The organism is Rhodococcus sp. 5G237, from assembly GCF_053764735.1.
This window is the reverse complement of record NZ_JBSNCD010000003.1, coordinates 368,799-393,428: the sequence shown is the minus strand read 5'-3', so window position 1 is coordinate 393,428 and position 24,630 is coordinate 368,799. Positions and strand designations below refer to the sequence as shown.

Sequence of the window (24,630 nt, the reverse complement as noted above, 5' to 3'; positions counted from 1 at the left end):
TCCAGTCATGCTAGCCCGCCGACCTGACAGACTGGTGGCGTGCGTATCGATCTCCACACCCACTCGTCCGCATCGGACGGCACCGACCGTCCCGCGGAACTGGTCCGTGCCGCTGCCCGGGCGGGTCTCGACGTCGTGGCCCTGACCGACCACGACACGACCGCGGGATGGGACGAGGCCGCAGCGGCCCTGCCGACGGGCCTGCGTCTCGTCCGGGGAATGGAGATGTCCTGCACGGGACGCGGGGAGGACGGCGCCCCGGTCGCCGTGCACCTGCTGGCCTATCTCTTCGACCCGCACGACGCGGTCTTCGTCGCCGAACTCGAGCGGCTCCGTGGCGAACGGGTGTCGAGGATCCGGGCGATGGGTGTGCGGATGGCGGACGACGGTCTGCCGATCGACATCGACGCGGTGCTCGCCGAGGCGGGCCCCGCCGCGGGCCGGCCCCATCTGGCGCGGGCGCTCGTCGCCGCCGGTGTGGTGCCCACGGTGGCCGACGCCTTCACCGAGCTGCTGTCGCCGCGCGGCCGTTACTACGTACCGAAGGCCGATACCCCGCTCGCCGACGCCGTGAAGATGGTGACGGCCGCGGGCGGTGTGCCGGTGGTGGCGCACGCCCGGGCACGTGCGCGCGGGCGGCTCCTCGCTCTCGACCACATCGAGGAACTCGCCGAACTCGGACTCGGCGGTGTCGAGGCCGACCATCCCGATCACAACGAGCAGGACGTGCGGACGATGCGCGATCTCGCGCGGTCGCTCGGGGTCGTCGTCACGGGGTCGTCCGACTATCACGGCGACAACAAGACGATCAGGCTCGGCAGCTTCACCACGGCTCCGGCGGCGTACGAGGCGCTGCTCGACCGCGCGACCGGCGTGGAGGTGCTCGAGGGATGAGGCGACGGGGTGCGCGGTATCCGGACGGAGAGTACGGGTCGTCGAACGACGAAAACTACTACGACAGTGAGTACTACACCGAACCGTATTACCCGGACGAGGGGTACTACGCCGATCCGTACGAACCTGCACCGCGCCGCGCGAGTCTGCCGGTCCGCGCCCTCCGCGCTCTCTCCGGCGTGGTGTGCGGGGCGGTGCTGGTCCTGACGCTCGTGGTGTGCGGGGCCCAGTACCTCGCCGGCGACCGCGGTTTCCCCGGTCCGGGCACCACCTCGGTCGCCGCGCACGTCGTCGCCGCGCTCGTGGCCGTGATCGCCCAGGTGACGGCGGATCGGCGCTCGGGTGGTGCGGCACTCCTGTCGAGCCTTGTGGTGATCTTCACTGCATCGATTCTGATGATCACCCAGTGGTGGGGATGACGACCCCGAGTGCCATCTCGGCTACCCGTCGGTAGCCGTCGTGTAACTGCGGAAATTCGTCGCGGTGCGCCCGCGGCGCGGTGTTCACGGCACGTAAACTCACAGGTGAGGCGACAAAACCGTGAGACCTTCGCAATCGATGCCGATTTGATTGTTCGTCTGCAAAGGTGGCAAACTTGCGGCAATCCGAAAGCCGGAATACCCCGGAATCGGACGAAGGATGGCAGACCCACCCAGGGCTAGATCACCCAGGGCTCGATGCCAGGGCCACCCGCCCCGGCTCCATCACGTTCCGGAAGCCGTACAGCGTTGTACAGCGGCAGTCGTGATCGCGCCCGGAAGCTTCAATCCAATGTCCTTGGCGAAGCGCTGCAACTCGATGCATGCACGTGTGTGAAATGCATTGAACTGCGGTGTTTTCGCAGCAACCGAGTCCAGAGGTCGACTCGGAACACGCAGGAGTGTCATCGTGTCAATTGTGTCTGATGCACCTACCCCTCAGAAGCTCGAGTTGACGGACGAGGAGATCTTCTCGAGTCACGTCGACGGCAAGCTGTCGGTCGAGCTGACCGCGCCGCTCGAGAACCAGCGCGATCTGTCCATTGCGTACACCCCCGGTGTCGCCCAGGTCTGCCGGGCCATCGCCGCCGACGAGACCCTCGTCGACCGCTACACCTGGACCAACCGCCTGGTCGTCGTCGTCTCCGACGGCACCGCGGTCCTCGGTCTCGGCAACATCGGCGCACGTGCCTCGCTGCCGGTGATGGAGGGCAAGTCCGCGCTGTTCAAGAAGTTCGCGGGCCTGAATTCCATCCCGCTGGTGCTCGACACCACCGATCCCGACGCGATCGTCGAGACCCTCATCCGGCTGCGTCCGTCCTTCGGCGCCGTCAACCTCGAGGACATCTCGGCCCCGCGCTGCTTCGAGATCGAGAAGCGCGTCATCGAGGCGCTCGACTGCCCGGTCATGCACGACGACCAGCACGGCACCGCCATCGTAGCCCTGGCCGCCCTCAAGGGTGCGGTGAAGGTGCAGGGCCGCGACATCGCCGACCTGCGCATCGTGATCTCCGGGGCCGGAGCTGCCGGCGTGGCGTGCACGAACATCCTGCTCGCCGCCGGTGCGCGCGACGTGGTGGTGCTCGATTCGAAGGGCATCATCTCCTCCGACCGCACCGATCTCGGTGAGATCAAGGCCGATCTGGCCTCCCGCACCAACCCCGAGGGCCGCAAGGGCGGCATCGCCGAGGCGCTCGACGGCGCCGACGTCTATCTCGGCGTGTCGTCGGGCACCGTGCCCGAGGAGATCGTCGCGACGATGGCCGACGACGCCATCATCTTCGCGATGTCGAACCCGGATCCGGAGATCCACCCCGACATCGCCCACAAGCACGCCGCGATCGTGGCGACGGGTCGCAGCGACTTCCCGAACCAGATCAACAACGTGCTGGCCTTCCCCGGTGTGTTCAAGGGCGCGCTCGACGCAGGTGCCCGCCGCATCACCGAGGGCATGAAGCTCGCCGCCGCCGAGGCCATCCTCTCGGTCGTCGGTGACGAACTGGCTGCGGACAAGATCGTCCCGAGCCCGCTCGATCCGCGTGTGGCGCCCGCCGTCGCCGAGGCCGTCGCGGCCGCGGCGAAGGCCGAAGGCGTCACCGACTAGGGATTCGCTCCCGGCGAGATCGCACCGAACGCCCCGATCCGAACCGCACAAAGGTTCCGGATCGGGGCGTTCGGCGCCTCGGCGGGCCGGACGGTCGGGCACGTGCGGACCGTGGCACACCGGTGGGCGACAATGACCGCCGTGGCGAACGAAGCGAGACGGATCCGGCCGGTCGCGGCGACGGTGCTCACCGCATGCGCGGCGGCGGCCGTGCTCCAGGGATGTGCGTCGCCCGTTCTCGACGAGGCGGCACCGTCGACGACGGTGATCGTCGGGGCGGGGGAGCGGCCCGACGAGGAACTGCTCGCGCAGCTGTACGCGGGAGCGCTGCGCGGTAGCGGGATCGACGTGCAGGTCCGCTCCGGCGTCGCCGATCCGACCGCAGCGCTCGACGCCGCCGATCTCACGCTGATCCCCGGTTACACGGGACGGCTGCTCGCGTCCTACGATCCCGGTGCCGACGCGACCGACGCCGAGGACGTTTTCGAGGCGCTGGCGCGCGCACTGCCCGACGAACTGACGATTTCCGACTACGCCTCGGCGCAGGACCGCGCGGTGCTGCTCGCCGACCGCGAACGGCTCACGCAATGGTCGGTGAGCCGCGTGGCCGACCTCGCCGGCCGCTGCGCCGACCTGACCTTCGCGGTGACCGAGGACTTCGACACCGCCGGTGGACTCACCGCCCTCGAACGCGCCGACTGCCGCCCGCGCGAGGTGCGACGGATCGAGGATGCACAGTCCGTCGCCGTCGCGTCGGAACCCGACACGGTCGTCGGAACCACCACGACGTCGTCCGCCCTCGCGGAGATCGACGCGGATTCGCCCGTGAGCACCGTGCCCGACGCACCCGACCGCAGCCCGCAGGACGACACGAACGCCGACGATGCGCCCGCACCGGTCCTGCCGGCCCAGAACGTCGTCCCGGTCTTCCGCAAGGGCACCCTCGACGAGGCACAACTCGACGCGTTGCGGACCATCGCGGGTGAACTGACCACGAGCGATCTCACCGAACTGCGTGCGCGTGTCGAGGAGGGAGACGATCCCGAGACCGTGGCCCGCGAATGGATCGACGAACACGCCGGAGCGTGAACGGCACCCCGCGAGTACTCAGCCCGCGCGGGTGCCCATCCGGTCCCGGAGGAACACACCGAAGTCGGAGATCGCCGCGGCGGCCTCGGGAACGAGCGACGCCTGCAACGGCGCGACGTGCCACAGCTCGGGTTGTTCGACGAGGGTGACGTCGACGCCCGCGGCCCGGAGCTTCTCGGCGTACTGCCGCACCTGTGGGTGGAACATCTCCGCGGTGCCCACCTGGATGAGCGTCGGCGGCAGACCCGTGGGATCGGCGTGGATGGGCGCGTAACCGGGATCGGTGGGATCGCCTCCGGCGAGATACGCCTCGGCCGAGGAATACACCCAGCCCTTGTTCAGAACGACGTCGTTCACGTCGGGCAGGTCGCGGGCGGCCGGATCGGTCCACGGCGACAACAATCCGAGCGCCGGCGGGGTGATCCCGTGACGGTCGATGAGCCGGTGTGTGGTGGCCGCGGCGAGGCCACCGCCGGCCGAGTCGCCGGCGATCGCGGTGTCCGGCACCTCGAAGCCGTGCTCGCTGACGAGTTCGAGGTAGGCTGCCTCGGCGTCGTTCAACGCCGCCGGATAGGGATGCTCGGGAGCGAGCCGGTAGTCGAGGACGTACACGGCCGATCCGGACGCGGCGGCGAGATACGCCGCGAGCGAGCGGTGCGTGGCGAGCGACCCGCCGGTGTACGCCCCGCCGTGCAGGTACAGGATCGCCGTGGTCCGCTCGGTGGCGCCCACCGTGATCCGCTCGGCGGGGCGTCCCGCCAGACGGATCGGGCGCACCACGGTGTCCTTCGGGAGGAACTGCAACGGCGCCGCGAGATCGAGCAACCGGCGCTGCGTCGAGAACGACCAGCGCGGCGACAGCAGGGCACGGAAGAGAGGACGCAGGGCGGTACGCGCCACCCGCGGTGACAACTGCGGTGTCGGAGGCATGCCGCAGCCTATCCCCTCGGCACGACCCGAGAGGTCACGGTGGCGACGACACGCTGATAGGCCGGTCCGGCAACGCGGACGAAGGCGTCGAGCAGCTTCGCATCGGCGCCGATGAGCACGCGCGCCTTGTTCTTCCGCACACCGGTGAGGATGGTCTTCGCCGCGTCCTCGGGGGTCGTGCGTGCGAGCTTGCGGTCGAAGAACTCCGCGAAGGTCGCCTGGTCGTCGCCGTCGGGGACAGCGGCGTTGCGCGCGATCGCGGTCTTGATGCCACCGGGATGCACGCACGTGACCTGCACGGGATGCCGCGCGACGAGCATCTCCTGCCGTACTGCCTCGGTGAACCCGCGCACGGCGAACTTCGCCGAGTTGTACGCCGCCTGGCCCGGGATGCTCAGCAGACCGAACAGGCTCGAGACGTTGATCAGGTGGCCGTCGCCCGACGCGATGAGATACGGCAGGAAAGCCTTGGTGCCGTTGACGACTCCCCAGAAGTCGACGTCCATCACGCGCTCGATGTCCTTGAACTCGGTGCGCTCGAGGTCGCCGTGATAGGCGATGCCCGCGTTGTTGTACACCTGGTGGACCGCGCCGAAGTGGGCGGCGACCTGCTCGGCGTACTCGAGGACCTTCTCGCGTTGGGTGACGTCGAGATGGTCGGCCTTCACCTCGGCGCCGAGATCCCGTGCGCGACGCGCGGTCTCCTCGAGCCCTGCGGTGTCGACGTCCGAGATCGCCAGGCGGGCACCTCGGGCCGCGAGGGCGAGGACGAGGGCCCGTCCGATCCCGGAACCCGCGCCCGTGACGACGACGACCCGGCCTGCGAATTCACTCATCGAACTGCTGCCTCTCGGGACGTGTGCTCCTGCGCGGGACGGTCGGTGGCGACGGGGAGATCCGATTCGGCGACGCTACGGTACGCCTCGAGGTCGAATCTGCGGGTGATACGGCGGAATTCGAAGGTGAATCCCGGCCACAACGTGGTGTTGTTGCCGTGCTTGTCGAGATACCAGCTCGCGCACCCGCCGTTGTTCCACACGCTCGATCGCAGCGCGCGCTGCAGGTCGCGGTTGTACTCGTCCTGCACGTCCTCGCGGACCTCGACCGCGCCGATGCGGTTGCGGTCGATCGTGCGGATCGCGTCGACGACGTATTCGAGCTGCGACTCGATCATGTACACCATCGAGGTGTGGCCGAGTCCGGTGTTCGGGCCGACGAGGAAGAACAGGTTCGGGAAGCCGGCGACCGAGCTGCCCTTGTACCCCTGCATGCCGGTCTCGTCGAAGACCTCGGCGAGCGAGCGGCCGTCCTTGCCGAAGATACCGGCGAAGGTCGGGGAGTCGGTGACGTGGAAGCCGGTCGCGACGACGATCGCGTCGACCTCGCGTTCGGTGCCGTCCTTCGTGACGATGCCGCGCGGGGTGACGCGGGTGATGCCGTCGGTGACGAGGTCGACGTTCGGCCGGTCGAGGGCGGGGTAGTAGTTGTTCGAGATCAGCATGCGCTTGCAACCGATGCCGTAATTCGGCGTGACCTTCCGGCGCAGTTCCTTGTCGCGGATCTGCCGGCGGACCTGGATGCGCGCGGCGAGTTCGAGCGGCTTCATGAAGGCCTGCGCCTTGGCCAGACCCACGACCTGCGTCTCGCGGGCGGTGTACTGCAGGGCACGCGAGAGACGCTGGAAGCCGGGGATGTAGCGGAAGGCGAACCGCTCGGGGGCGGTGTACTCGCGGTCGAAGCGGGGGAGGATCCACGGTGCCGTGCGCTGGTACACGTCGAGACGGCCGACGGTGCCCGCGATGGCCGGCACGATCTGGATGGCGGAGGCTCCGGTGCCGATGACGGCGACGCGCTTGCCGGCGAGGTCGGCGTCGTGGTTCCACCGCGCCGAGTGGAAGATCTCACCCTCGAACCCGGAGATGCCCTCGATGTCGGGCAGCGACGGCTCGCACAGGGCGCCGACCGCGGAGATCACGACCTTGGCGCTGTACTTGCCGCGCGTGGTGGCCACGTCCCAGCGGTGCGTCGCGGTGTTCCAGCGGGCCGTCTGCACGTCGCATCCGAAGACGGTGCGTCGCCGCACGTCGTACCGGTCGGCGACCGAGCGGATGTACTCCTGGATCTCCGGCTGCGGCGAGAACGAGCGCGTCCAGCCGGGGTTGAGGGCGAACGAGTAGGAGTACAGGTTCGACGGCACGTCGCACGCCGCGCCGGGGTAGGTGTTGTCGCGCCAGGTGCCGCCCACCTCGGAGGCGCGTTCGAGCAGGAGGAAGTCCTTGCCCGCCTGCGACAGTCGGATGGCCGCACCGAGCCCGGCGAACCCGCTGCCGATGATCAGCGTGTCGACCTGACGGATCTCCGCGTCGGCGACGGTATCTGTAACCGGAAGACTCATGTACTTGAGGCTAGAGCGTTCCAGTGACCTGGTCAACACTTGTTGACCATAATTCAATAACGGTGTTTGCATGGTGGACGTGACAGAAGACCATCCCGGACCCCGCCGGACCCGTCTCGGTCCCGCCCAACGCCGGGCCCAGCTGATCGAGCAGGGTCTCGAACTGCTCGCCGACCGGCCCCTCGAACAGATCTCCGTCGACGAGGTCGCCGAACGGGCCGGGGTCTCGAAGGGGCTGCTGTTCCACTACTTCGCCTCGAAGCACGACTACCACGTCGAACTCGTGCGATGCATCGGTCGGGATCTCGTCGAGTACACCGCACCGGACGAGGGCCTCGAACCGATCGAGATGCTGCGCGGCACGCTCGTCGCGTACGTCGACTACGTCACCCGGCGCCGCGACATGTACGTCTCGATCCTGCGCGGCGCCACCAGCGGCGACCCCGACATGAGGGCGGCCTTCGAGGACACCCGCACGGCGCTGGTCGACCGGACCGTCGCGCACCTGCCTGCCATCGGCATCGAGCCCACGCCGGCGGTGCGACTCGCCGTCCGCGGCTGGGTGGCCTTCGTCGAGGACACGACCATCGCGTGGCTACGCGATCCCGAACTCACCCGCGACGAGTTCGTCGAACTGGCCATCGCGGCGCTGTCCGGCGTTGCGCTGGCGGCGCATTCGCTCCACTCTCCGGCCGGTGACGATGCTCCGGACGGTGGGATTCTCAGCGATCGTTTCCGGGAAGGTACTCCTGCAGCTTCGTCTTGACGCCCTGTTTCACGAAGCCCCAACGGTTCTCGTCACCGGCGAGCACGGCCTTGGCGACATCGGTGAACTGCTCCCACGTCGCGTGCGGCGGGATCGGTGGCATGTCCGGATCGGTGTACACGTCGAGCACCGTCGGGCGGTCCGCGGCCAGCGCGCGATCCCAGGCCGAGCCCATCTCGTCCGAGGACTTCACGGTTTCGCCGCCCAACCCGAGACTGCGCGCGAAGGCGGCGTAGTCGACGTCCGGAAGCGACTGGGACTCCGCGAATTTCGGTGCCCCACCCATCGCACGCATTTCCCAGGTGACCTGGTTCAGGTCGTTGTTGTGGATGATCGCGACGACGAGCCTCGGGTCCGCCCACTGCTGCCAGTACCGCTGGATGGTGATCAGCTCGGCCATGCCGTTCATCTGCATCGCCCCGTCGCCGGCGAACGCGACCACCGGACGACCCGGATGCGCGAACTTCGCGCCGATCCCGTACGGCACCGCCGGACCCATCGTCGCGAGGGTGCCCGACAGCGAACCGCGCATGTCACCACGGAACTGCAGTTGGCGCGCATACCAATTGGCGGCCGAACCCGAGTCCGCCGTGACGATCGCATCGTCCGGCAGTCGCGGTGAGGCCTCGGCGAACATCCGCAGCGGATTGACGAACTCCGTTTCGACCTCCGCCTGCTGTCCCATCGTCTGCCACCAGCGCTGCACGTTCTGCTCGATGCCCTCACGCCACGACCGATCCGCCTTGCGCTGCAGCAGCGGGACGAGCGCGTCGAGCGCGGCGGCGGCATCCGCGACGAGGTTGACCTCGTTCGGATAGCGCATCCCGATCATGTTCGGGTCGATGTCGATCTGCACGCAGCGGGCCTGGCCGTATTCGGGCAGGAACTGGCTGTAGGGGAGGGACGAACCGACGATGAGCAGCGTGTCGCAGCCGGTCATCATCTCATGGGTGGGCCGCGTGCCCAGCAGCCCGATCGAGCCCGTGACCCACGGCAACTCGTCCGACAGCACGTCCTTGCCCAGCAGGGCCTTCGCCACCCCGGCGCCGAGCAGGTCCGCGACCTGCTCGAGTTGCGCCCGCGCACCCCGGGCGCCGCTGCCGACGAGCATCGCCACCTTGTCCCCGGCGTTGAGGATCTCCGCCGCCCGCCGGATCGCGTCGTCGTCCGGTGCGATCCGGGGACGATCGAAGCCGACGCTCGACGGCACCATCTTGAACTCGTGGCCGGGCGGGGAGTACTCGAGTTCCTGCACGTCGCCGTGGATGATGACGGCCGTGGGCGTGCGATACGCGATGGCGGTGCGCATCGCCCGGTCGAGGACGTTCGGCAACTGCTCGGGCACCGTCACCGTCTCCACGAACGCCGATGCCACGTCCTTGTACAGCGTGTGCAGGTCCACTTCCTGCTGGTACGACCCGCCCATCGCGGAGCGGTCGGTCTGGCCCACGATCGCCACCACCGGAACGTGGTCGAGTTTCGCGTCGTACAGGCCGTTGAGCAGATGGATCGCGCCCGGGCCGGAGGTTGCCATGCACACCCCGGGCCGGCCCGTGAACTTCGCATAGCCCACGGCCTCGAAGGCGCTCATCTCCTCGTGCCGGGACTGCACGAAGACCGGATCGTTGCCGGTGCGCGTCCAGGCGGCGAGGATCCCGTTGATGCCGTCGCCGGGATATCCGAAGACGTGGTCCACCCCCCACGTGCGCAGGCGGTGCAACAGGTAGTCGGCCACGGTCGGATTCGCCATCGGTAGCTCCTCGCAGGACGCGATCGGGGGTCCTCCGAAGGGTGCCCGTCGTGCCCGGTCCGAAACGCACCGGAAAAGGCGTGAGCCGGGTCGATCGCCCCTCGCGGGGACGAACCGACCCGGCTCACATGAGAACCGTCAAGGACCCGAAGGATCCGAAACGGAGCTTCTAGCGACCGAAGGCCTTCTCGATGATCTCCTGCTGCTCGACAGCGTGGACCTTGCTCGAACCGGACGACGGTGCCGACATCGCGCGACGCGACACGCGCTTGATACCGCTGAGCTTCTCGGGCAGCAGTTCCGGCAGCGCGAGGCCGAGGAACGGCCAGGCACCCTGGTTCGCCGGCTCCTCCTGGACCCAGAAGAACTCGGTGGCGTTCGGGTACTGCTCGAGCGTCTCGGCGATGCGGCGACGCGGCACCGGGTACAGCTGCTCGATGCGCACGATCGCGACGTCGTCACGACCTTCCTTCTGCTTCTTCGCCAGCAGTTCCCAGTAGATCTTGCCGGAGGTCAGCAGCACACGAGTGGCCTTCGACCGATCGGCCGTGCCCTCCTCGTAGGGAACCTCTTCGAGCAGCGAACGGAACTTGCCCTGCGTGAAGTCCTCGACGTTGCTGACCGCGGCCTTGTTGCGCAGCATCGACTTCGGCGTGAACACCACCAGCGGACGGCGGATGCCGTCGAGGTGATGGCGACGCAGCAGGTGGAAGTAGCTCGCCGGGGTCGACGGAACCGCGACCGTCATCGAGCCCTCGGCGCACAGCTGCAGCCAGCGCTCGATACGACCCGAGGTGTGGTCGGGACCCTGGCCCTCGTGGCCGTGCGGCAGCAGCAGCACGACGTCGGAGAGCTGACCCCACTTGGCCTCACCGGACGAGATGAACTCGTCGATGATGGACTGCGCGCCGTTGACGAAGTCGCCGAACTGCGCCTCCCACAGCACGAGCGCGTCGGGGTTGCCCACCGAGTAGCCGTACTCGAAGCCCAGGCCCGCGAACTCGGTCAGCGCCGAGTCGTAGACCATGAAGCGGCCGCCGTTGCCGGCCTGGTTGGCCAGCGAGGCGAGCGGGCTGTACTCGTCGCCCGTCTTGCGGTCGATGATGACCGAGTGGCGCTGCGTGAACGTGCCGCGACGCGAGTCCTGACCGGCCAGGCGCACCAGGGCGCCTTCCTCGGCCAGCGAACCGAACGCGAGCAGCTCGGCGAACGCCCAGTCGATCTTGCCGTTACGCGACATCTCACGACGCTTCTCGAGCACCGGCTTGACGCGCGGGTGGACGGTGAAGCCCTCGGGCGCCTCGGCGAAGGCGTCGCCGATCCGCTCGAGCACCGACCGGTCGACGGAGGTGTCGAGGCGCTTCGGCGGGGTCTGGTCGAGCTCGACCGACTCCGACGGCTCCGGCGGGTACTTCTCGAGTTCGCGGACCTCGTTGAAGACCCGTTCGAGCTGTCCCTGGTAGTCGCGCAGGGCGTCTTCCGCTTCCTTGAGCGAGATGTCGCCGCGGCCGATCAGGGCCTCGGTGTAGCTCTTGCGGACGCTGCGCTTGGTGTCGATCACGTCGTACATCGCCGGCTGGGTCATCGACGGGTCGTCGCCCTCGTTGTGACCGCGGCGGCGGTAGCAGATCATGTCGATGACGACGTCCTTGTGGAACTTCTCGCGGAAGTCCACGGCGAGCTTCGCGACCCACACGCAGGCCTCGGGGTCGTCGCCGTTGACGTGGAAGATCGGCGCGCCGATCATCTTCGCCACGTCGGTGCAGTACTCGGACGAACGCGAGTGCTCCGGCGCGGTGGTGAAACCGACCTGGTTGTTGACGACGATGTGCACGGTGCCGCCGGTGCGGTAGCCGCGCAGCAGCGCGAGGTTGAGGGTCTCCGCGACGACGCCCTGACCGGCGAACGCAGCGTCGCCGTGCAGGAGCAGCGGCAGGACGGTGAAGCCGTCCTCACCCTTGTCGAGGATGTCCTGCTTGGCGCGGACGAGGCCCTCGAGCACCGGGTTGACCGCCTCGAGGTGCGAGGGGTTCGCGGTGAGCGAGACCTTGATGTCGTTGTCGCCGAACATCTGGATGTAGGTGCCCTCGGCGCCGAGGTGGTACTTCACGTCGCCGGAACCGTGCGCAGCGGCCGGGTTCAGGTTGCCCTCGAACTCCGAGAAGATCTGCGAGTACGGCTTGCCGACGATGTTCGCGAGCACGTTCAGGCGACCGCGGTGCGGCATCGCGATGGCGACCTCGTCGAGCGTGTGCTCGGCGGCCTGATCGATGATCGCGTCCATCATCGGGATGACGGATTCGGCGCCCTCGAGCGAGAAGCGCTTCTGACCGACGTACTTGGTCTGCAGGAACGTCTCGAACGCCTCGGCGGCGTTGAGGCGGCTCAGGATGTACTTCTGCTGGGCGACCGTCGGCTTGACGTGGTGCGCCTCGACGCGCTCCTGCAGCCACTGCTGCTGCTCGGGCTCGAGGATGTGGGTGTACTCGACACCGACGTGGCGGCAGTACGCGTCGCGCAGCACCGACAGCACGTCGCGCAGCTTCATCTTCTGGCGGCCGTGGAAGCCACCGACGTTGAACTCGCGATCGAGATCCCACAGCGTCAGGTCGTGGGTCGTGACGTCGAGGTCGGGGTGCGAGCGGAACTTGTCGCGCACGAACTGCAGCGGATCGGTGTCGGCCATGAGGTGGCCGCGGCTGCGGTAGGCGGCGATGAGCTCGAGCACACGGGTGTGCTTGTCGACGAGGCCTTCCGGCACGTCCTTGCGCCAGCGGACCGGCTCGTAGGGGATGTGCAGGGTGTGGAAGATGCCGTCGTAGAAGTCGTCGCTGATGAGCAGCTCGTGGATCTTCTTCAGGAACTCACCCGACTCCGCGCCCTGGATCACGCGGTGGTCGTAGGTGGAGGTGAGCGTCAGCAGCTTGCCGATGCCCATCTCGGCGATCCGCGCGTCGGACGCACCCTGGAACTCGGCCGGGTACTCCATGGCGCCGGCGCCGATGATCGCGCCCTGGCCCTGCATCAGACGCGGGACCGAGTGCACGGTGCCGATACCGCCCGGGTTGGTCAGCGAGATCGTGACGCCGGAGAAGTCGTCGCCGGTGAGCTTGCCGTCGCGGGCGCGGCGCACGATGTCCTCGTAGGCCGAGTAGAACTGCGCGAAGTTCATCGTCTCGCAGTTCTTGATGGCCGCCACGACCAGCGAACGCTGGCCGTTCTTGCCGGGCAGGTCGATCGCGAGACCGAGGTTCGTGTGCGCGGGCACGACGAGGTTCGGCTTGCCGTCGACCTCGGCGAAGTGGTTGTTCATGTTCGGGAACGCCTTGACCGCCTGGACGATCGCGTAACCGAGGATGTGGGTGAACGAGACCTTGCCGCCCCGGGTGCGGGCGAGGTGGTTGTTGATGACGATGCGGTTGTCGAACATCAACTTCGCGGGCACCGCGCGAACACTGGTGGCCGTCGGGATCGACAGCGAGGCGTTCATGTTCTTCGCAACGGCAGCAGCGGCGCCGCGCAGAACCTTCTTCTCCTCGGTGGCCTGGCCCGACGGGGCCGCGGCGGGCTTGGGAGCCGGCTTCGCGGGCGCGGCCTGGGCCTTCGGCTGCGCCGCAGGCTTGGTCTCCGCCTTCGGTGCAGGCTTCGCAGGCGCGGCCTTGGTCTCCGCCTTGGTCTCGGCCTTCGGCGCAGGCTTGGTGGGGGCCGAAGCGGAGGAACTCGGCGCAGATGCTGTGCTCGGCGCGGGCTTCTCGGTCGTGGCGGTGTCGGAGCCGTTGGTGCCTCCGGCCACCGCGGCTTCCGGCGAATAGTCGGTGAGGAATTCGTGCCAACTCGCGTCCACGGACGAAGGGTCGTCCTGGAAGCGCTGGTACATCTCGTCAACCAACCACTGGTTCTGTCCGAACTGTGATGTAGAGCTGCTGCTCACGGCAGTTGTTCGCCTCGTTTCTTTCTTCGGTACCCGATCGGAGCGCCTGTGAATATGAGGCTAGCCCGTGGCATGTGACGATCCGAACTGACCGCGCATGTCGGTGGGCTACCTCACAATCTGGTGCGATGGGGTCTCCATCGATGACGGTTCTCGAGAGCCGATTATTCCCTCTAAGGTGCATCGGCGCAGCGCGCACCCCGTTACAAACGTGAGGATGATCTCATGTTCGATCCTTCCGTCGTCGAAGTGAGCAGGACCTCGGGCTCCTCCGGAACGAGACCACCGGTAGCGAGTTGCCACAAAGTGGTGTACAGACCTCCCGCTCGGCGGAGCTCGTCGTGGGGCCCGCACTCGACGATACGGCCGTCGTCGACGACCACCACGAGATCGGCGCGTGCGGCGGTCGCGAGACGGTGCGCCACCACCACGGCCGTCCGTGAGCGGGCCACCCGCGCACCCGCCTCGAGCACCGCCTTCTCGGTGGCGGGATCGAGGGTCGCGGTGGCCTCGTCGAGCAGCAGCAGATCGGGATCCACCAGTTCGGCGCGCGCGAGCGCGATGAGCTGACGCTGGCCCGCCGACAGACCCTGACCGCGCTCACCGACCGCATGGTTCATGCCGCCGGCGAGACCCGCGATCATGTCCAGCGCCCCCACGGCGCGCGCGGCCGATTCGATCTCCTCGCGCGTCGCGTCGGGCCGGCCGTAGGCGATGTTGGTCGCCACTGTGCCCGTGAACAGGTGCGCCTCCTGCGGCACCACACCGAGCCGGCCCCGATAGTCGCGCAGGCGGTAACGGCGCAGATCGGTGTCGTCCACCCGCACCGAACCGGACGTCGGGTCGTAGAACCGGGCGAGCAGTTTGACGACCGTCGACTTCCCGGCGCCGGTGCGGCCCACCAGGGCGACCGTCGACCCGGCCGGGATCGACAGGTCCACATCGCTCAGCGCCTCACGATCGGCCTCGCTGTACCGGAAGCCCACCTGCCGCAGGTCGACGTCGCCTCGGAGGTGCCCGATGATGGTGACCGTGCCCTCCTCGGCAGACTCGAGCGAGCTCTCGGTCCGCAACAGGTCGCCGATCCGGCGCAGACCGACCCGCGCCTGCTGGTAGCCGTCGAAGACCTGCGACAACTGCTGGATGGGCGCGAACAACAGGTTCAGATACAGCACGAACGCGATCAGCACACCGGGGCCGACCGCGCCCGACGCCACCTCCCGGGCGCCGACGAAGACGACCGCCGCGAGCGCCAGATCGGACAGGAAGGTGATGAACGGGAAGTACAGCGAGATCGCCCGCTGCGACCGTAGGCGACTGCGCCGATAGGCCTCCGCGCGCTCGGCGAACCGCCGCGCCGCGGTCTCCTCCCTGCGGTAGGCCTGGGCGGCGCGCAGACCCGTGACGTTTTCCTGGAAATCCGCGTTCACCAGGGAGATGCGTTCGCGGGACTGCGCGTACGCCGTCCCGGAGACCTTCCGGAACCACAGGGTTGCGCCGACCAGCACGGGCAGCACCGCCAGCACCACCAGGGCCAGGGACAGGTCGGTGGCGATCAGGGCGATCGAGATACCGGTGAGCGTGAGCACCGCCACGACCGCGGTGGACAGGCCGGTCTGGATGAACTGCGACAGCGCATCCACATCGGTCGTCATCCGCGTCATGATCCGGCCCGACAGTTCGCGTTCGTAGTAGTCGAGTCCGAGCCGTTGCAGGTGCGCGTACGAGCGCACGCGCAGCCCGAACAACACCCGTTCGCCCGCCCGCGCGGTGAGCACCGTGAGGATCGCGACCACGAACCAGCCGAGCAGCGCGAGCACCACACCTGCGGCGGTCGCCTGCCACAGCCGGGACGGATCGCCCGGGGTCACTCCGCGGTCGACGGCGTACCGCACCAGCGACGGGAACGCGATGCTCGTCAGCGACTCCACCGCCAGGCACAGCACGACGACCGCCAGCAGTGCACGCACCGGGCGCAGCGTCGTCCGCAACCGGAACTGCGGGTCGGGCAGGCGCAGGGCCTCGGACTGCAGGGCCGGATCGTGTCCGGGCGTCTCGGTGGCCGGGGGAAGCGCGTCGACGGCCGCGCGCAGTTCCGGGGTCGGGGCGACCGCGCCGAGCGCACCGGACACCGGCCCGCCGCGGCCACCACCGCCCGCCGGTCCGCCGCGACCTCCACCGACGGCCGGTGGGTTCCGGACGGTCCCGGACAGTTCGTCGTCGTCCGGTTCGTCGGGCCACAACTCACCGGCGGGGACGGGGCGTTCCGGTGCCGGTGCGGCGTCGTCGTCGGTCGAGAGCAGACGCCGGAAGACGGGACTGCGCTCCTCGAGTTCGTCGACCGTCCCGATGTCGACGATGCGCCCCTCGTCGAGCACGGCGACCCGGTCGGCGAGCGCGAGCGTCGACCGCCGATGGGCGAGCACGAGGGTCGTGCGGCGCCGGCCCGCCCGCAACGCGCCGTAGATCGCGGCCTCCGTCTCGGCGTCGACCGCCGAGGTCGCGTCGTCGAGGATCAGCACCCGCGGATCGACGAGCAGTGCCCGCGCCAGCGCGACCCGCTGCCGCTGCCCGCCGGACAGGGTCAGGCCGCGTTCACCGACGACCGTGTCGTAGCCCTCGGGGAGGGCCTCGACGAAGTCGTCGGCGCGTGCCGCTGCGGCCGCGGCGCGGATCTCGTCGTCCGATGCGTCGGGCCGGCCGAGAGCGATGTTGGACGCGACCGTGTCGGAGAACAGGAACGGCTCGTCGAAGACGAGGCCGACCGCCCCGCGCAGATCGTCGGCGCGGAGCGTGGCGACGTCGATGTCGCGGCCGTCCGCGGTCAGGCACACCGACCCGTGGTGCGGCGCGTAGAAGCGGGGGAGCAGCAGCGACAGCACGGTCTTGCCCGACCCGGCCGGGCCGACGATCGCGACGGTCTCGCCGGGCGCGATCTCCAGGTCGAGGCCGCGCAGTACGTGCCGGTCGTCGTCGAAGCCGAACGTCACGTCCTCCAGGTGCACCCCGAGCGGACCGTCGGGCAGCTCGACGGGATGCGGGGGATCGGCGACATCGGGTTCGGTGTCGATCACCTCGTACACCCGCTCGACGGCGGCGCGGGACAACTGCGCCATGATCACGACCTGGGAGAGGGTGCGGGTCGTCCCCGTCATCGTCGCCACATAGGCGGTGAACGCCACGAAGGTGCCCACGGTGATTCCGCCCTCGAGGGCGAGCCAGCCGCCGAGCGCGATGGTCGCGACGAGCCCGAACTGTGGGATCGCACCCATCGGCGCCGAGAACCACGCGTTGATCCGGGCGGCACGCAGACGCTCCGCGTACAGCCTGCGACCGTGCTCCTCGAGCTGGTCGACGGCGTGCGACTCCTGCCCGAAGCCCTTCACCACCCGCACGCCCGTGACCGTTTCCTCGACGTGCTGGGCAAGATCGGCCGCGCGCTGCTGCGCCGACCAGGTCGCGGCGAACAGCTTCGGGCGCACGACCCGGACGAGACCCGCGATGATCGGAACGATGACCACCGCGACCAGTGTGAGCAGCGGCGAGAGGGTCGTCATGATCACCAGCGCGAGCACGAACTGCAGCAGCGCACCCGCCGACATCGGCACCATCGCGAGCAGGCCCTGCACGAGTTGCAGGTCGGTGATGGACCGCGAGACCACCTGACCCGTGCGGATGCGGTCCTGACCGTGGCCGTCGAGACGTTGGAGCGAGCCGAGCAGGTGCAACCGCAGGTCGTGCTGCACGTCGAGCGACAGGCGTCCGGCGAGCATGCGACGCCCGTACTGGCAGCCGAACCGGATCACCGCACCGGCCGCGATCGCAGCCGCCGCCAGCCCGATCAGGCGCAGGTCGTCGGCGGGCACGTCGCCCCGCCCGGTGGCGCTGTCGACCGCGACCTTCGTCAGCAGTGGGAAGGTGATGTCGATCAGGGCAGCGACGACGGTGACGGCCAGCGCCCCGACGGCTGTTCTGCGGTGTTTCAGGCATTCGGCGACGAGCCGGGAAATCCATCCCGGCGAGCGCGGAATCGGGTCGTGTGCCATCGAACCGACATTAGCGCCGAGTCACGACAGGGCACGTCGGAGCCGCCCGGGAGGGCCGGAGACGCAGGTGATCGAAGGTGTCAGACGACGTCGGCGGTGCGGGCGCGCCACCAGCCGAGGCCGCCCAGCACCACGGTCCAGAGGATCAGAAGCAGCGGAGCCGCCGGCCACGTCATCTCCAGCGTCACGTCCTCGGGCATCGACACCGCCGAGAACAGCACGTACCAGGTGACCTGCGCCGGCAGATACGACGCGATCGCGCCGAGACCGAGACCGTGCAGGACGACCGAGACCATCAGCTCCCCGAACGGCACCCACGCGCAGATCGCGAGCACACTGCCCGTCGTCGACCGTGTGAGCAGACCCAGCCCCGCTCCGATGAGCGACCACATCAGCGCGCAGAACAGACCGATGCCCATCACCTTGGCGACCGAACCGAGGTCGGCACCGTCGAAGCCCCCACCGAACAACACGAGCGTCGCGGCCGCCGCGACTTCCGTGACGATGCAGTACAACAACCCGATCACGGCGACGGTCGCGAACTTCACCCCGACGACCCGGTCGCGTCCCCGCGCGGTGAGGAAGGTCGTCACGATCGTTCGGTGCGCGAACTCGCTGCCCGTCGCCACCGCACCGAAGATCGCGGCGAACAGGAACACCAGCGACAACGAGAGGGAGATACCGACCGCGGCGGCGACGGCCTCGGCGAAACCGTCACCGAAACCGAGTTCGAGTTGCCGCGCGACCGGCAGCGTCAGCGCGCCGCAGAACAGACCCACCAGCAGTGGTGCGATGCCGAGGATCCACCAGTAGCGCAGGCTCAGGACCTTGCGGAACTCGGCGGTGAGAAGCACGGTCATGCGGTGGGACCTCCTTGCCCGGCCGGCGGTCGGTTCGGCTGCCCCCACTGCGGCTGCGGGTACTGCTGTGCGTTCGGGTACTGCTGTGCGTTCGGGTAGGGCTGATACTGCCGGCCGTGCCCCGGATACTGCGCGACCGGCGCGGCCGCATACCGACCCGCCGTCATCGCGAGGTAGACCTGCTCGAGATCGACGTGCTCGACACTCGTCCCGAACAGCGTCACCTCCGCGGTCGCGGCGATCTCGGCGATGCGGTCGGGAGTCACGCCGACCACCGCGAGCCGTCCGTCCTGCTGCACCTGCGCGTCGGTGTGCCCGGCCGCGGCGAGCGCGGTCGCGAGGCGGGCCGGGTCGGAGGCCGCGACGAACACCCGCGAGCGGTAGGCGTCGCGCAGGTCGGTCATCGAGGTCTCCGCGACCAGGTGACCGTTCGCGATGATCACGAGGCGGTCGGCCAGCTGCTCGATCTCCCGCAGGATGTGGCTCGAGATCAGCACGGTCCCGCCGTTGGCGGCGAACGCGCGGAGGAAGTCGCGCAGCCATGCCATGCCCTCGGGGTCGAGTCCGTTCGCCGGTTCGTCGAGCACGAGATAACGCGGTTGTCCGAGCAGGGCCGTCGCCAGGGCGAGTCGCTGCCGCATGCCGAGGGAGAACTCGCCGATACGACGTCGCGCGACCGACCCCAGGCCGACGAGATCGAGCATCTGCCTCGCCCGCTCGTCGGGCACGCCGATCGCGGCGCAATAGACCTGCAGGTGTGTCAGCGCCCGGTGCTTCGGGTGGGCGCTGCGCGCGTCGAGCACCGCCCCGACGACCTGTGCAGGCTGCCGCAGCGAGGTGAACGGCACGCCGTCGACGAAGGCGTTCCCGGCGCTCGGCCGGACGAGTCCGAGCATCATGCCGAGCGTGGTGGTCTTGCCCGATCCGTTGGGGCCGAGGAAACCGGTGATCGAGCCCGGCGGCACCGTGAACCACAGATTCGATACGGCCGTGTGGTCACCGAACATCCTGCTCAGGCCGTGGACGGTGATCCCCGTGCCCGGTGCCCCCGAGGGCACCCGGGGATCGGGTGTGCCGTACGGCGGTTGCGCTGACGGTGCTGTCACGGATTCGGACCCCCGCGTCGTCGAGATGTGGGTGCGGCTCGTGCCGCGGTCGCCGTGAGCTTACGGGTCAGTCGAGGAAGGGCAGGACAGCGTCGAGGAACTCGCGGGGCGCGTCGAGCTGAGGACAGTGCCCGGCATCAGGGATGATCACCACCCGTCTCCGGCCCCCGGCCTGCACCCGTCGCGCGGCGTGAGCGGGCGTCAACCGGTCGCGTGCACCCCACACCAGCAGGGCCGGCATGTCGAGGGCGTGCACCATCTCCGGGATCGGCAGTCGGCCGAGCTCACCGATCGCGTGCCGGCCCACGGTCAGCAGCGTGTCGACCTGCTCGCGGGTCGCGTAGTTCGCCGCGAACGCCGTGCGCGCCGCCCGGTCGAAGGTGCCGCGTCGGTGCACGGCGGCCCGCGCGTACAGGGCACCCATGGCCTGCTGCATCACCGGGGCGGGCAGCGGACGCAACAGCAGGCGCGACAGTTCGACCGGCATGCTCGCACCCCGCGTCCACCACCGGGGGATTCCGGCGAGACCCGGCATGTCGGCGAGCACCACGCGGCCGACCCGGGACGGGTGGACCGACGCGAACACCAGCGCGGTCACCGCACCGAGCGAGTTCCCCACCAGCGACACCGGTTCGGGAACGTCGTCGACGAGGTCGGCCAGGACGTCGACGTAGTGGTCGAGCACGGGTGTCTCCCAGTGCTGCGCGCTGCGCCCGAAACCGGGCAGGTCGACCGTGAGCACCCGGTGCCGCTCGGCGATCGCCGGCGCGACCTTGCACCACGTACCGCCGTGATCGGAGAAGCCGTGCAGCAGGACGACGGTGCGCGGTCCCGCACCGGACTCCCGTACGAACATCTTCCCGCCGATCGGCACGGTCAGTCCTTCGGGACCGGAACGCCGGCATCGAGCGCCGGTGCCTCTCCGCTCGCCGGGAGAACGGGACGGACGGCGGGCCACGCGGCCGGAGGCGCACCGAAGGCGTCGCGGGCGTTCTGGATAGTGCGCTTGCCCAGCGCACGGTTGCCGACGCCACCGATCGCGGCACCGATGCCCGCGGGGACGAGCTTGCCGATCAGCAGCGGACTGCGCTTGGCGAAGTACCGGCGGATGAACTTCTTGACCAGGGAATTGTTCAGCGTCTTCAGCTGGGTGCCTCCCGCACCGGTGGTCAGGGCCTTGGGCCAGTTCCGCAGCGACGCGCCGGTCGCGGTCGCGACGATCTCCCGGCCGGCGTCACCGAGGGAGACGGCGAGCACCAGCGCGCGGCGCTGCTCGTGGTTGTGGGGTTCGATCCCGTGCACCGACGCGATGGCCAGGGTGAGCAGCGCGGACGCCTCGAAGAAGAAAGCCGTCTCGGCGCCGACCGCGCCGATGGCCGCGAGCGTCCCGATGCCGGGGAAGGCCGCGGTCGCGCCCGCCGCGGACCCGCTGCCGGTGACGGTCAGCAGGAACTGCTTCTCGAGCCGCTCGATGATCTGCGCCGGGGACTCGTCGGGGTGCGAGCGCCGCATGAGATCGACGTACTTGGCCACCGCAGGACCCTGCAGCCTCGCGCCGTTGTCCAGCATCTTGACGATAAAGGCCTCTGCGACGCCTGCCTTGTTGCTCATCGTGCCCCTGTTCTCCGGTGCTCTTGTCTTCCGGACTGCTCTCACTACGCTGGTGCCATGACCGGGTCCGCAGTCGGTGTGTCGGACGGCGCCAGGCGGCGTCCGACACCCCTGCTGACACCCTACGTACGGTCGTACGAGGGGTATCGGCTCGACGGTTTCCCGCCGGGGACCCATCTGGGTATGCCCTCTCCGGAGGTCACCGTAATCCTCACGATCTCCGAACCCGTCGAACTCTCGCGGGGCGACGGACGGTGCCCGGAACGTTTCGACACGCTCGCCGGAGGGTTGTCGACGCAACCGGTGCCCATCGTCCACCACGGACGGCAGCACGGGATCCAACTCGCGCTCACCCCCGCGGGTGCCCGCGCCCTGCTCGGTGCGCCCGCCGCCGCGCTCGGTCCGTGGGCCGTCGATCTCGAGGACGTCATCGGCGCCGACGGCCGGGAGTTGTTCGACCGGATCTCCGCGGCCGAATCGTGGGACGAGCGGTTCGCCGTCCTCGACCGGATTCTCACCCGCCGCCTGGTCGCCGCACGGTCGACGAGCCCGGACGGGCACCTCGTCCACGCCTGGCACCTGCTCGTGACGGACCCGGCCCGCCCGGTCGGTGCCGTCGCGGACGAACTCGGATGGAGCAGGCGACACCTCGCGAACCGGTGCGCCGCCGAGTTCGGACTGTCCCCGAAGGACGTGGCCCGGGTGGCGCGCTTCGACCGGTCGCGACGGATGCTGCGGGCCGACCCCGGCCGCCGCCTCGCCGATGTCGCCGCCGAGTGCGGCTTCTACGACCAGGCGCATCTCGCCCGCGACTGGCGCGATCTGGCGGGCGTCCCGCCGTCGCGGTGGCTCGAGGACGAGGTGTTCCCATTCGTCCAAGACGATCGAGACGATCCGGGCCGACACTCGAAGGCATGACGAACACAACGAATTCCACGCAGCAGTCGGCCACCGTCGCACCCACCCTCGACACGGTGTGGCCGTGCTTCGCCTACACCGACGCCCGGGGCGCGATCCGTTTCCTCGTGGAGACCCTCGGGTTCGCCGAAGCGGAGGTCTACGGGGAAGGGGACCGCGTCGACCACGCAGCCCTGCTCTGGCCGCACGGCGGAGGGGTCATGCTCGGCTCGACCGGTCGCGGGTCGCCGCTCGACCAGCACGCCGACAAGGGCACCGCCTATCTCGTGCTTCCCGACGACGCCACCGTCGATGCCCTGTACGAGAGGGTGCTCGCCTCGGCGCAGGCGGAGGACCCGGCGGTCCGCGCGACCGTGACCGTCGAACTCCACGACGAGGACTACGGATCGCACGGGTTCACCTGCCGCGACCCGCACGGCGTGTACTGGACGATCGGCACCTACCGACCCCGTCGGCCATAGGAACCGTCGCAGGGGATCAGCGGGCGACCGTGCCGTGCCCTTCGGGGACCACCTCGCTCGGACGCGGCGGGGGCGGCGGTGTGCCGTCCCCGAACGGCCGCCCGCCGAGCGCCTCACGGCCGTGCGGATCGAGCCAGTTCGACAGATCCGGTCCCTTCGGCACGATGCCCGTGGGATTGACGTCGGTGTGCACGAGATAGTAGTGCTGCTTGATCTGCACGAAGTCGATGGTGTCGCCGAAGCCGGGTGTCTGGAACAGATCGCGCGCATAGGCCCACAGCGCCGGGAAGTCCGCCAGCCGGTTCCGGTTGCACTTGAAGTGCCCGTGGTAGACGGGATCGAACCGGACGAGCGTGGTGAACAGGCGCACATCGGCCTCGGTGATGGTCTCGCCCACGAGATAGCGCTGCGCCCCGAGGCGTTCCTCGAGCCAGTCGAGGCGGGCGAAGAGCCGATCGAAGGCCTTGTCGTAGGACTCCTGCGAACCGGCGAAACCGCACCGGTACACGCCGTTGTTGACGTCCTGGTAGACGAGCTCCGCCACCTCGTCGATCTCGTCCCGCAGCTCCTCCGGATACAGATCAGGGGCGCCCTCGCGGTGGAACTGCGTCCACTCGGTGGAGAAGTCGAGGGTGATCTGCGGGTAGTCGTTCGTCACGACCTGCCCGGTGGGCACGTCGACGACGGCCGGGACGGTGATGCCGCGGTCGTATCCCGGGAAGCGCGCGAAGTACGCGTCCTGCAGTCGCGGGATGCCGAGGACGGGGTCGACCCCACCCGGGTCGAGGTCGAACGTCCAGCTGCGCTCGTCGTGCGTCGGGCCGCACAGTCCCAGCGACAGAGCGTCCTCGAGACCGAGCAGCCGCCGCACGATCAGGGTGCGGTTGGCCCACGGACACGCCCGGGCGGCGACGAGCCGGTACCGCCCCGACTCGACGGGATAGCCGTCGCGCCCGTCCGCGGTGATGCGGGTGGGGATGTAGTTGGTGTCCCGGGTGAACTCCGCACCCGGCTCGACGTACTTGTTCTCGGTCACCTACGCATCCTTCCGCGCACACTCGTCACTTCCCGGGTGGAACCCGAACCGTCACGAGGGTTCCCCAGATGTCGTATCCCGACACCGCCGCGACCGTCCGGGCACCGCGGTTGTCGCGGCGCATGCGGGCCAGCGGGACGAGTCCGGCATCGAGCGCGTCGTGGGTCGCCAGCGTCGCGACCGTCGAGGCGAGCCCGAGCCGGCGCGCCGGCGGTGTCGTCAGCACCCGCACGTCGGCCAGCAACGACCCGAGTTCGCTGTAGGCCGCGCCGGCGAGGGGACGGTGATCGTCGTCGAGCAACACGAACACGCGCGACGGTCCCGTCGGCGACAATTCTGCCTCGGTGACGTCGTCGGGCGGGCAGCACCGCAGTAGCTCGGCGAGGTCCTCGGGGTCGTCGGAGATGAGCGGGTTCTCGACGCGTGTCGCGTCGATCCAGTCGGTGCACAGAGCAAGGATCTCCGTGCGACCCGCGTGGCCTGCCACGACGAGCTCGGCGTTCGGGGCGTCGATCTCGGCCGGGTCGGGTTCGGCCGCGAGGCGGAAGACCGCGGTGCCGGGTCCGACGATCGCGGTGGTGCGTCCCACGGCGAGCAGTCGGACGTCGCGGACCGAGTCGTCGATGCGCGTGACGCACCCGGGTTCGACGAGGGCGCCGTCGGGTAGGCCCAGTGCACGACACCACGCGAGGGCGGCGATGCTCGAGATGTGCGGGTCCACCCCGCTACCGTAGACCGCCGACGAGGGGAGAGGT

Annotated in this window: 19 protein-coding genes; 7 read left to right on the top strand and 12 right to left on the bottom strand. The window is 69.2% G+C overall.

The genetic code is table 11. The features are described from left to right. Positions 1-39 precede the first annotated feature (39 nt). The 4 genes from ACWPOC_RS08385 to ACWPOC_RS08370 all read left to right on the top strand — a co-directional run bounded on the left by ACWPOC_RS08385 (position 40) and on the right by ACWPOC_RS08370 (position 4,065). A complete protein-coding gene (locus ACWPOC_RS08385) occupies positions 40-894 on the top strand; it encodes a PHP domain-containing protein (protein ID WP_159418884.1) in 855 nt (284 codons plus the stop codon). Continuing rightward, positions 891-1,313, top strand: coding sequence for a hypothetical protein (locus ACWPOC_RS08380; RefSeq protein WP_159418883.1), 423 nt, complete (start codon positions 891-893; stop codon positions 1,311-1,313). The genes ACWPOC_RS08385 and ACWPOC_RS08380 overlap by 4 nt, the downstream gene beginning before the upstream one ends. A gap of 469 nt (positions 1,314-1,782) precedes the next feature. Further along, positions 1,783-2,976, top strand: coding sequence for an NAD(P)-dependent malic enzyme (locus ACWPOC_RS08375; RefSeq protein WP_033097302.1), 1,194 nt, complete (start codon positions 1,783-1,785; stop codon positions 2,974-2,976). Positions 2,977-3,108: 132 nt separating this feature from the next. Beyond that, on the top strand, positions 3,109-4,065 hold the full coding sequence (locus tag ACWPOC_RS08370) for a glycine betaine ABC transporter substrate-binding protein (protein WP_447815427.1): 957 nt from the start codon (positions 3,109-3,111) through the stop codon (positions 4,063-4,065). An 18-nt stretch (positions 4,066-4,083) separates the two neighbouring features. Here the strand turns inward: ACWPOC_RS08370 and ACWPOC_RS08365 are convergent, their stop codons facing one another. From ACWPOC_RS08365 to ACWPOC_RS08355, 3 genes are read right to left on the bottom strand one after another with little or no spacing between them, the layout of a single operon-like run. Then, a complete protein-coding gene (locus ACWPOC_RS08365; protein ID WP_455408405.1) occupies positions 4,084-4,995 on the bottom strand; it encodes an alpha/beta hydrolase in 912 nt (303 codons plus the stop codon). An 8-nt stretch (positions 4,996-5,003) separates the two neighbouring features. Further along, entirely contained in the window at positions 5,004-5,831 is an 828-nt protein-coding gene (locus ACWPOC_RS08360; protein WP_455408404.1) for an SDR family NAD(P)-dependent oxidoreductase, read from the bottom strand. Next, complete coding sequence (locus ACWPOC_RS08355) at positions 5,828-7,390, bottom strand: flavin-containing monooxygenase (RefSeq protein ID WP_455408403.1); 1,563 nt, start codon at positions 7,388-7,390, stop codon at positions 5,828-5,830. Before ACWPOC_RS08355 ends, ACWPOC_RS08360 begins: the two co-directional genes overlap by 4 nt. A 70-nt stretch (positions 7,391-7,460) precedes the next feature. On the opposite strand from ACWPOC_RS08355, the gene ACWPOC_RS08350 reads away from it, so the two are divergent. Further along, positions 7,461-8,156, top strand: coding sequence for a TetR/AcrR family transcriptional regulator (locus ACWPOC_RS08350; protein WP_455408402.1), 696 nt, complete (start codon positions 7,461-7,463; stop codon positions 8,154-8,156). On the opposite strand, the gene ACWPOC_RS08345 is transcribed toward ACWPOC_RS08350, so the two are convergent. From ACWPOC_RS08345 to ACWPOC_RS08315, 7 genes are all read right to left on the bottom strand, one after another. Then, complete coding sequence (locus ACWPOC_RS08345; RefSeq protein ID WP_455408401.1) at positions 8,113-9,906, bottom strand: thiamine pyrophosphate-requiring protein; 1,794 nt, start codon at positions 9,904-9,906, stop codon at positions 8,113-8,115. The two genes, ACWPOC_RS08350 and ACWPOC_RS08345, sit on opposite strands and share 44 nt — an antisense overlap. A 169-nt stretch (positions 9,907-10,075) precedes the next feature. Continuing rightward, entirely contained in the window at positions 10,076-13,837 is a 3,762-nt protein-coding gene (locus ACWPOC_RS08340) for a multifunctional oxoglutarate decarboxylase/oxoglutarate dehydrogenase thiamine pyrophosphate-binding subunit/dihydrolipoyllysine-residue succinyltransferase subunit (protein ID WP_120281899.1), read from the bottom strand. Between the two features lie 203 nt (positions 13,838-14,040). Beyond that, complete coding sequence (locus tag ACWPOC_RS08335; protein ID WP_455408400.1) at positions 14,041-17,883, bottom strand: ABC transporter ATP-binding protein; 3,843 nt, start codon at positions 17,881-17,883, stop codon at positions 14,041-14,043. Positions 17,884-17,963: 80 nt separating this feature from the next. Further along, positions 17,964-18,743: an ABC transporter permease gene (locus tag ACWPOC_RS08330; RefSeq protein WP_120281901.1), complete on the bottom strand. Its 780-nt coding sequence runs from the start codon at positions 18,741-18,743 to the stop codon at positions 17,964-17,966. Continuing rightward, positions 18,740-19,750: an ATP-binding cassette domain-containing protein gene (locus tag ACWPOC_RS08325; RefSeq protein ID WP_455408473.1), complete on the bottom strand. Its 1,011-nt coding sequence runs from the start codon at positions 19,748-19,750 to the stop codon at positions 18,740-18,742. The genes ACWPOC_RS08330 and ACWPOC_RS08325 overlap by 4 nt, the downstream gene beginning before the upstream one ends. A gap of 166 nt (positions 19,751-19,916) precedes the next feature. Next, positions 19,917-20,705, bottom strand: coding sequence for an alpha/beta fold hydrolase (locus ACWPOC_RS08320; RefSeq protein WP_120284074.1), 789 nt, complete (start codon positions 20,703-20,705; stop codon positions 19,917-19,919). A 20-nt stretch (positions 20,706-20,725) separates the two neighbouring features. Next, positions 20,726-21,460, bottom strand: a complete 735-nt coding sequence (locus tag ACWPOC_RS08315; protein WP_455408399.1) for a hypothetical protein — start codon at positions 21,458-21,460, stop codon at positions 20,726-20,728. A gap of 57 nt (positions 21,461-21,517) precedes the next feature. Between ACWPOC_RS08315 and ACWPOC_RS08310 the strand changes: the two genes are divergently transcribed. Both ACWPOC_RS08310 and ACWPOC_RS08305 read left to right on the top strand, forming a co-directional pair. Further along, entirely contained in the window at positions 21,518-22,378 is an 861-nt protein-coding gene (locus tag ACWPOC_RS08310; RefSeq protein WP_455408398.1) for a helix-turn-helix domain-containing protein, read from the top strand. After that, positions 22,375-22,839 (top strand): VOC family protein, encoded by a 465-nt coding sequence (locus ACWPOC_RS08305; RefSeq protein WP_455408397.1) that lies wholly within the window; start codon positions 22,375-22,377, stop codon positions 22,837-22,839. The genes ACWPOC_RS08310 and ACWPOC_RS08305 overlap by 4 nt, the downstream gene beginning before the upstream one ends. Positions 22,840-22,855: 16 nt before the next feature. Here ACWPOC_RS08305 and ACWPOC_RS08300 read toward each other — a convergent pair whose 3' ends face one another. After that, a complete protein-coding gene (locus tag ACWPOC_RS08300; RefSeq protein ID WP_120281904.1) occupies positions 22,856-23,875 on the bottom strand; it encodes a glutathione S-transferase family protein in 1,020 nt (339 codons plus the stop codon). Between the two features lie 25 nt (positions 23,876-23,900). Next, a complete protein-coding gene (locus ACWPOC_RS08295; protein ID WP_120284080.1) occupies positions 23,901-24,596 on the bottom strand; it encodes a GNAT family N-acetyltransferase in 696 nt (231 codons plus the stop codon). Between the last annotated feature and the right edge of the window lie 34 nt (positions 24,597-24,630).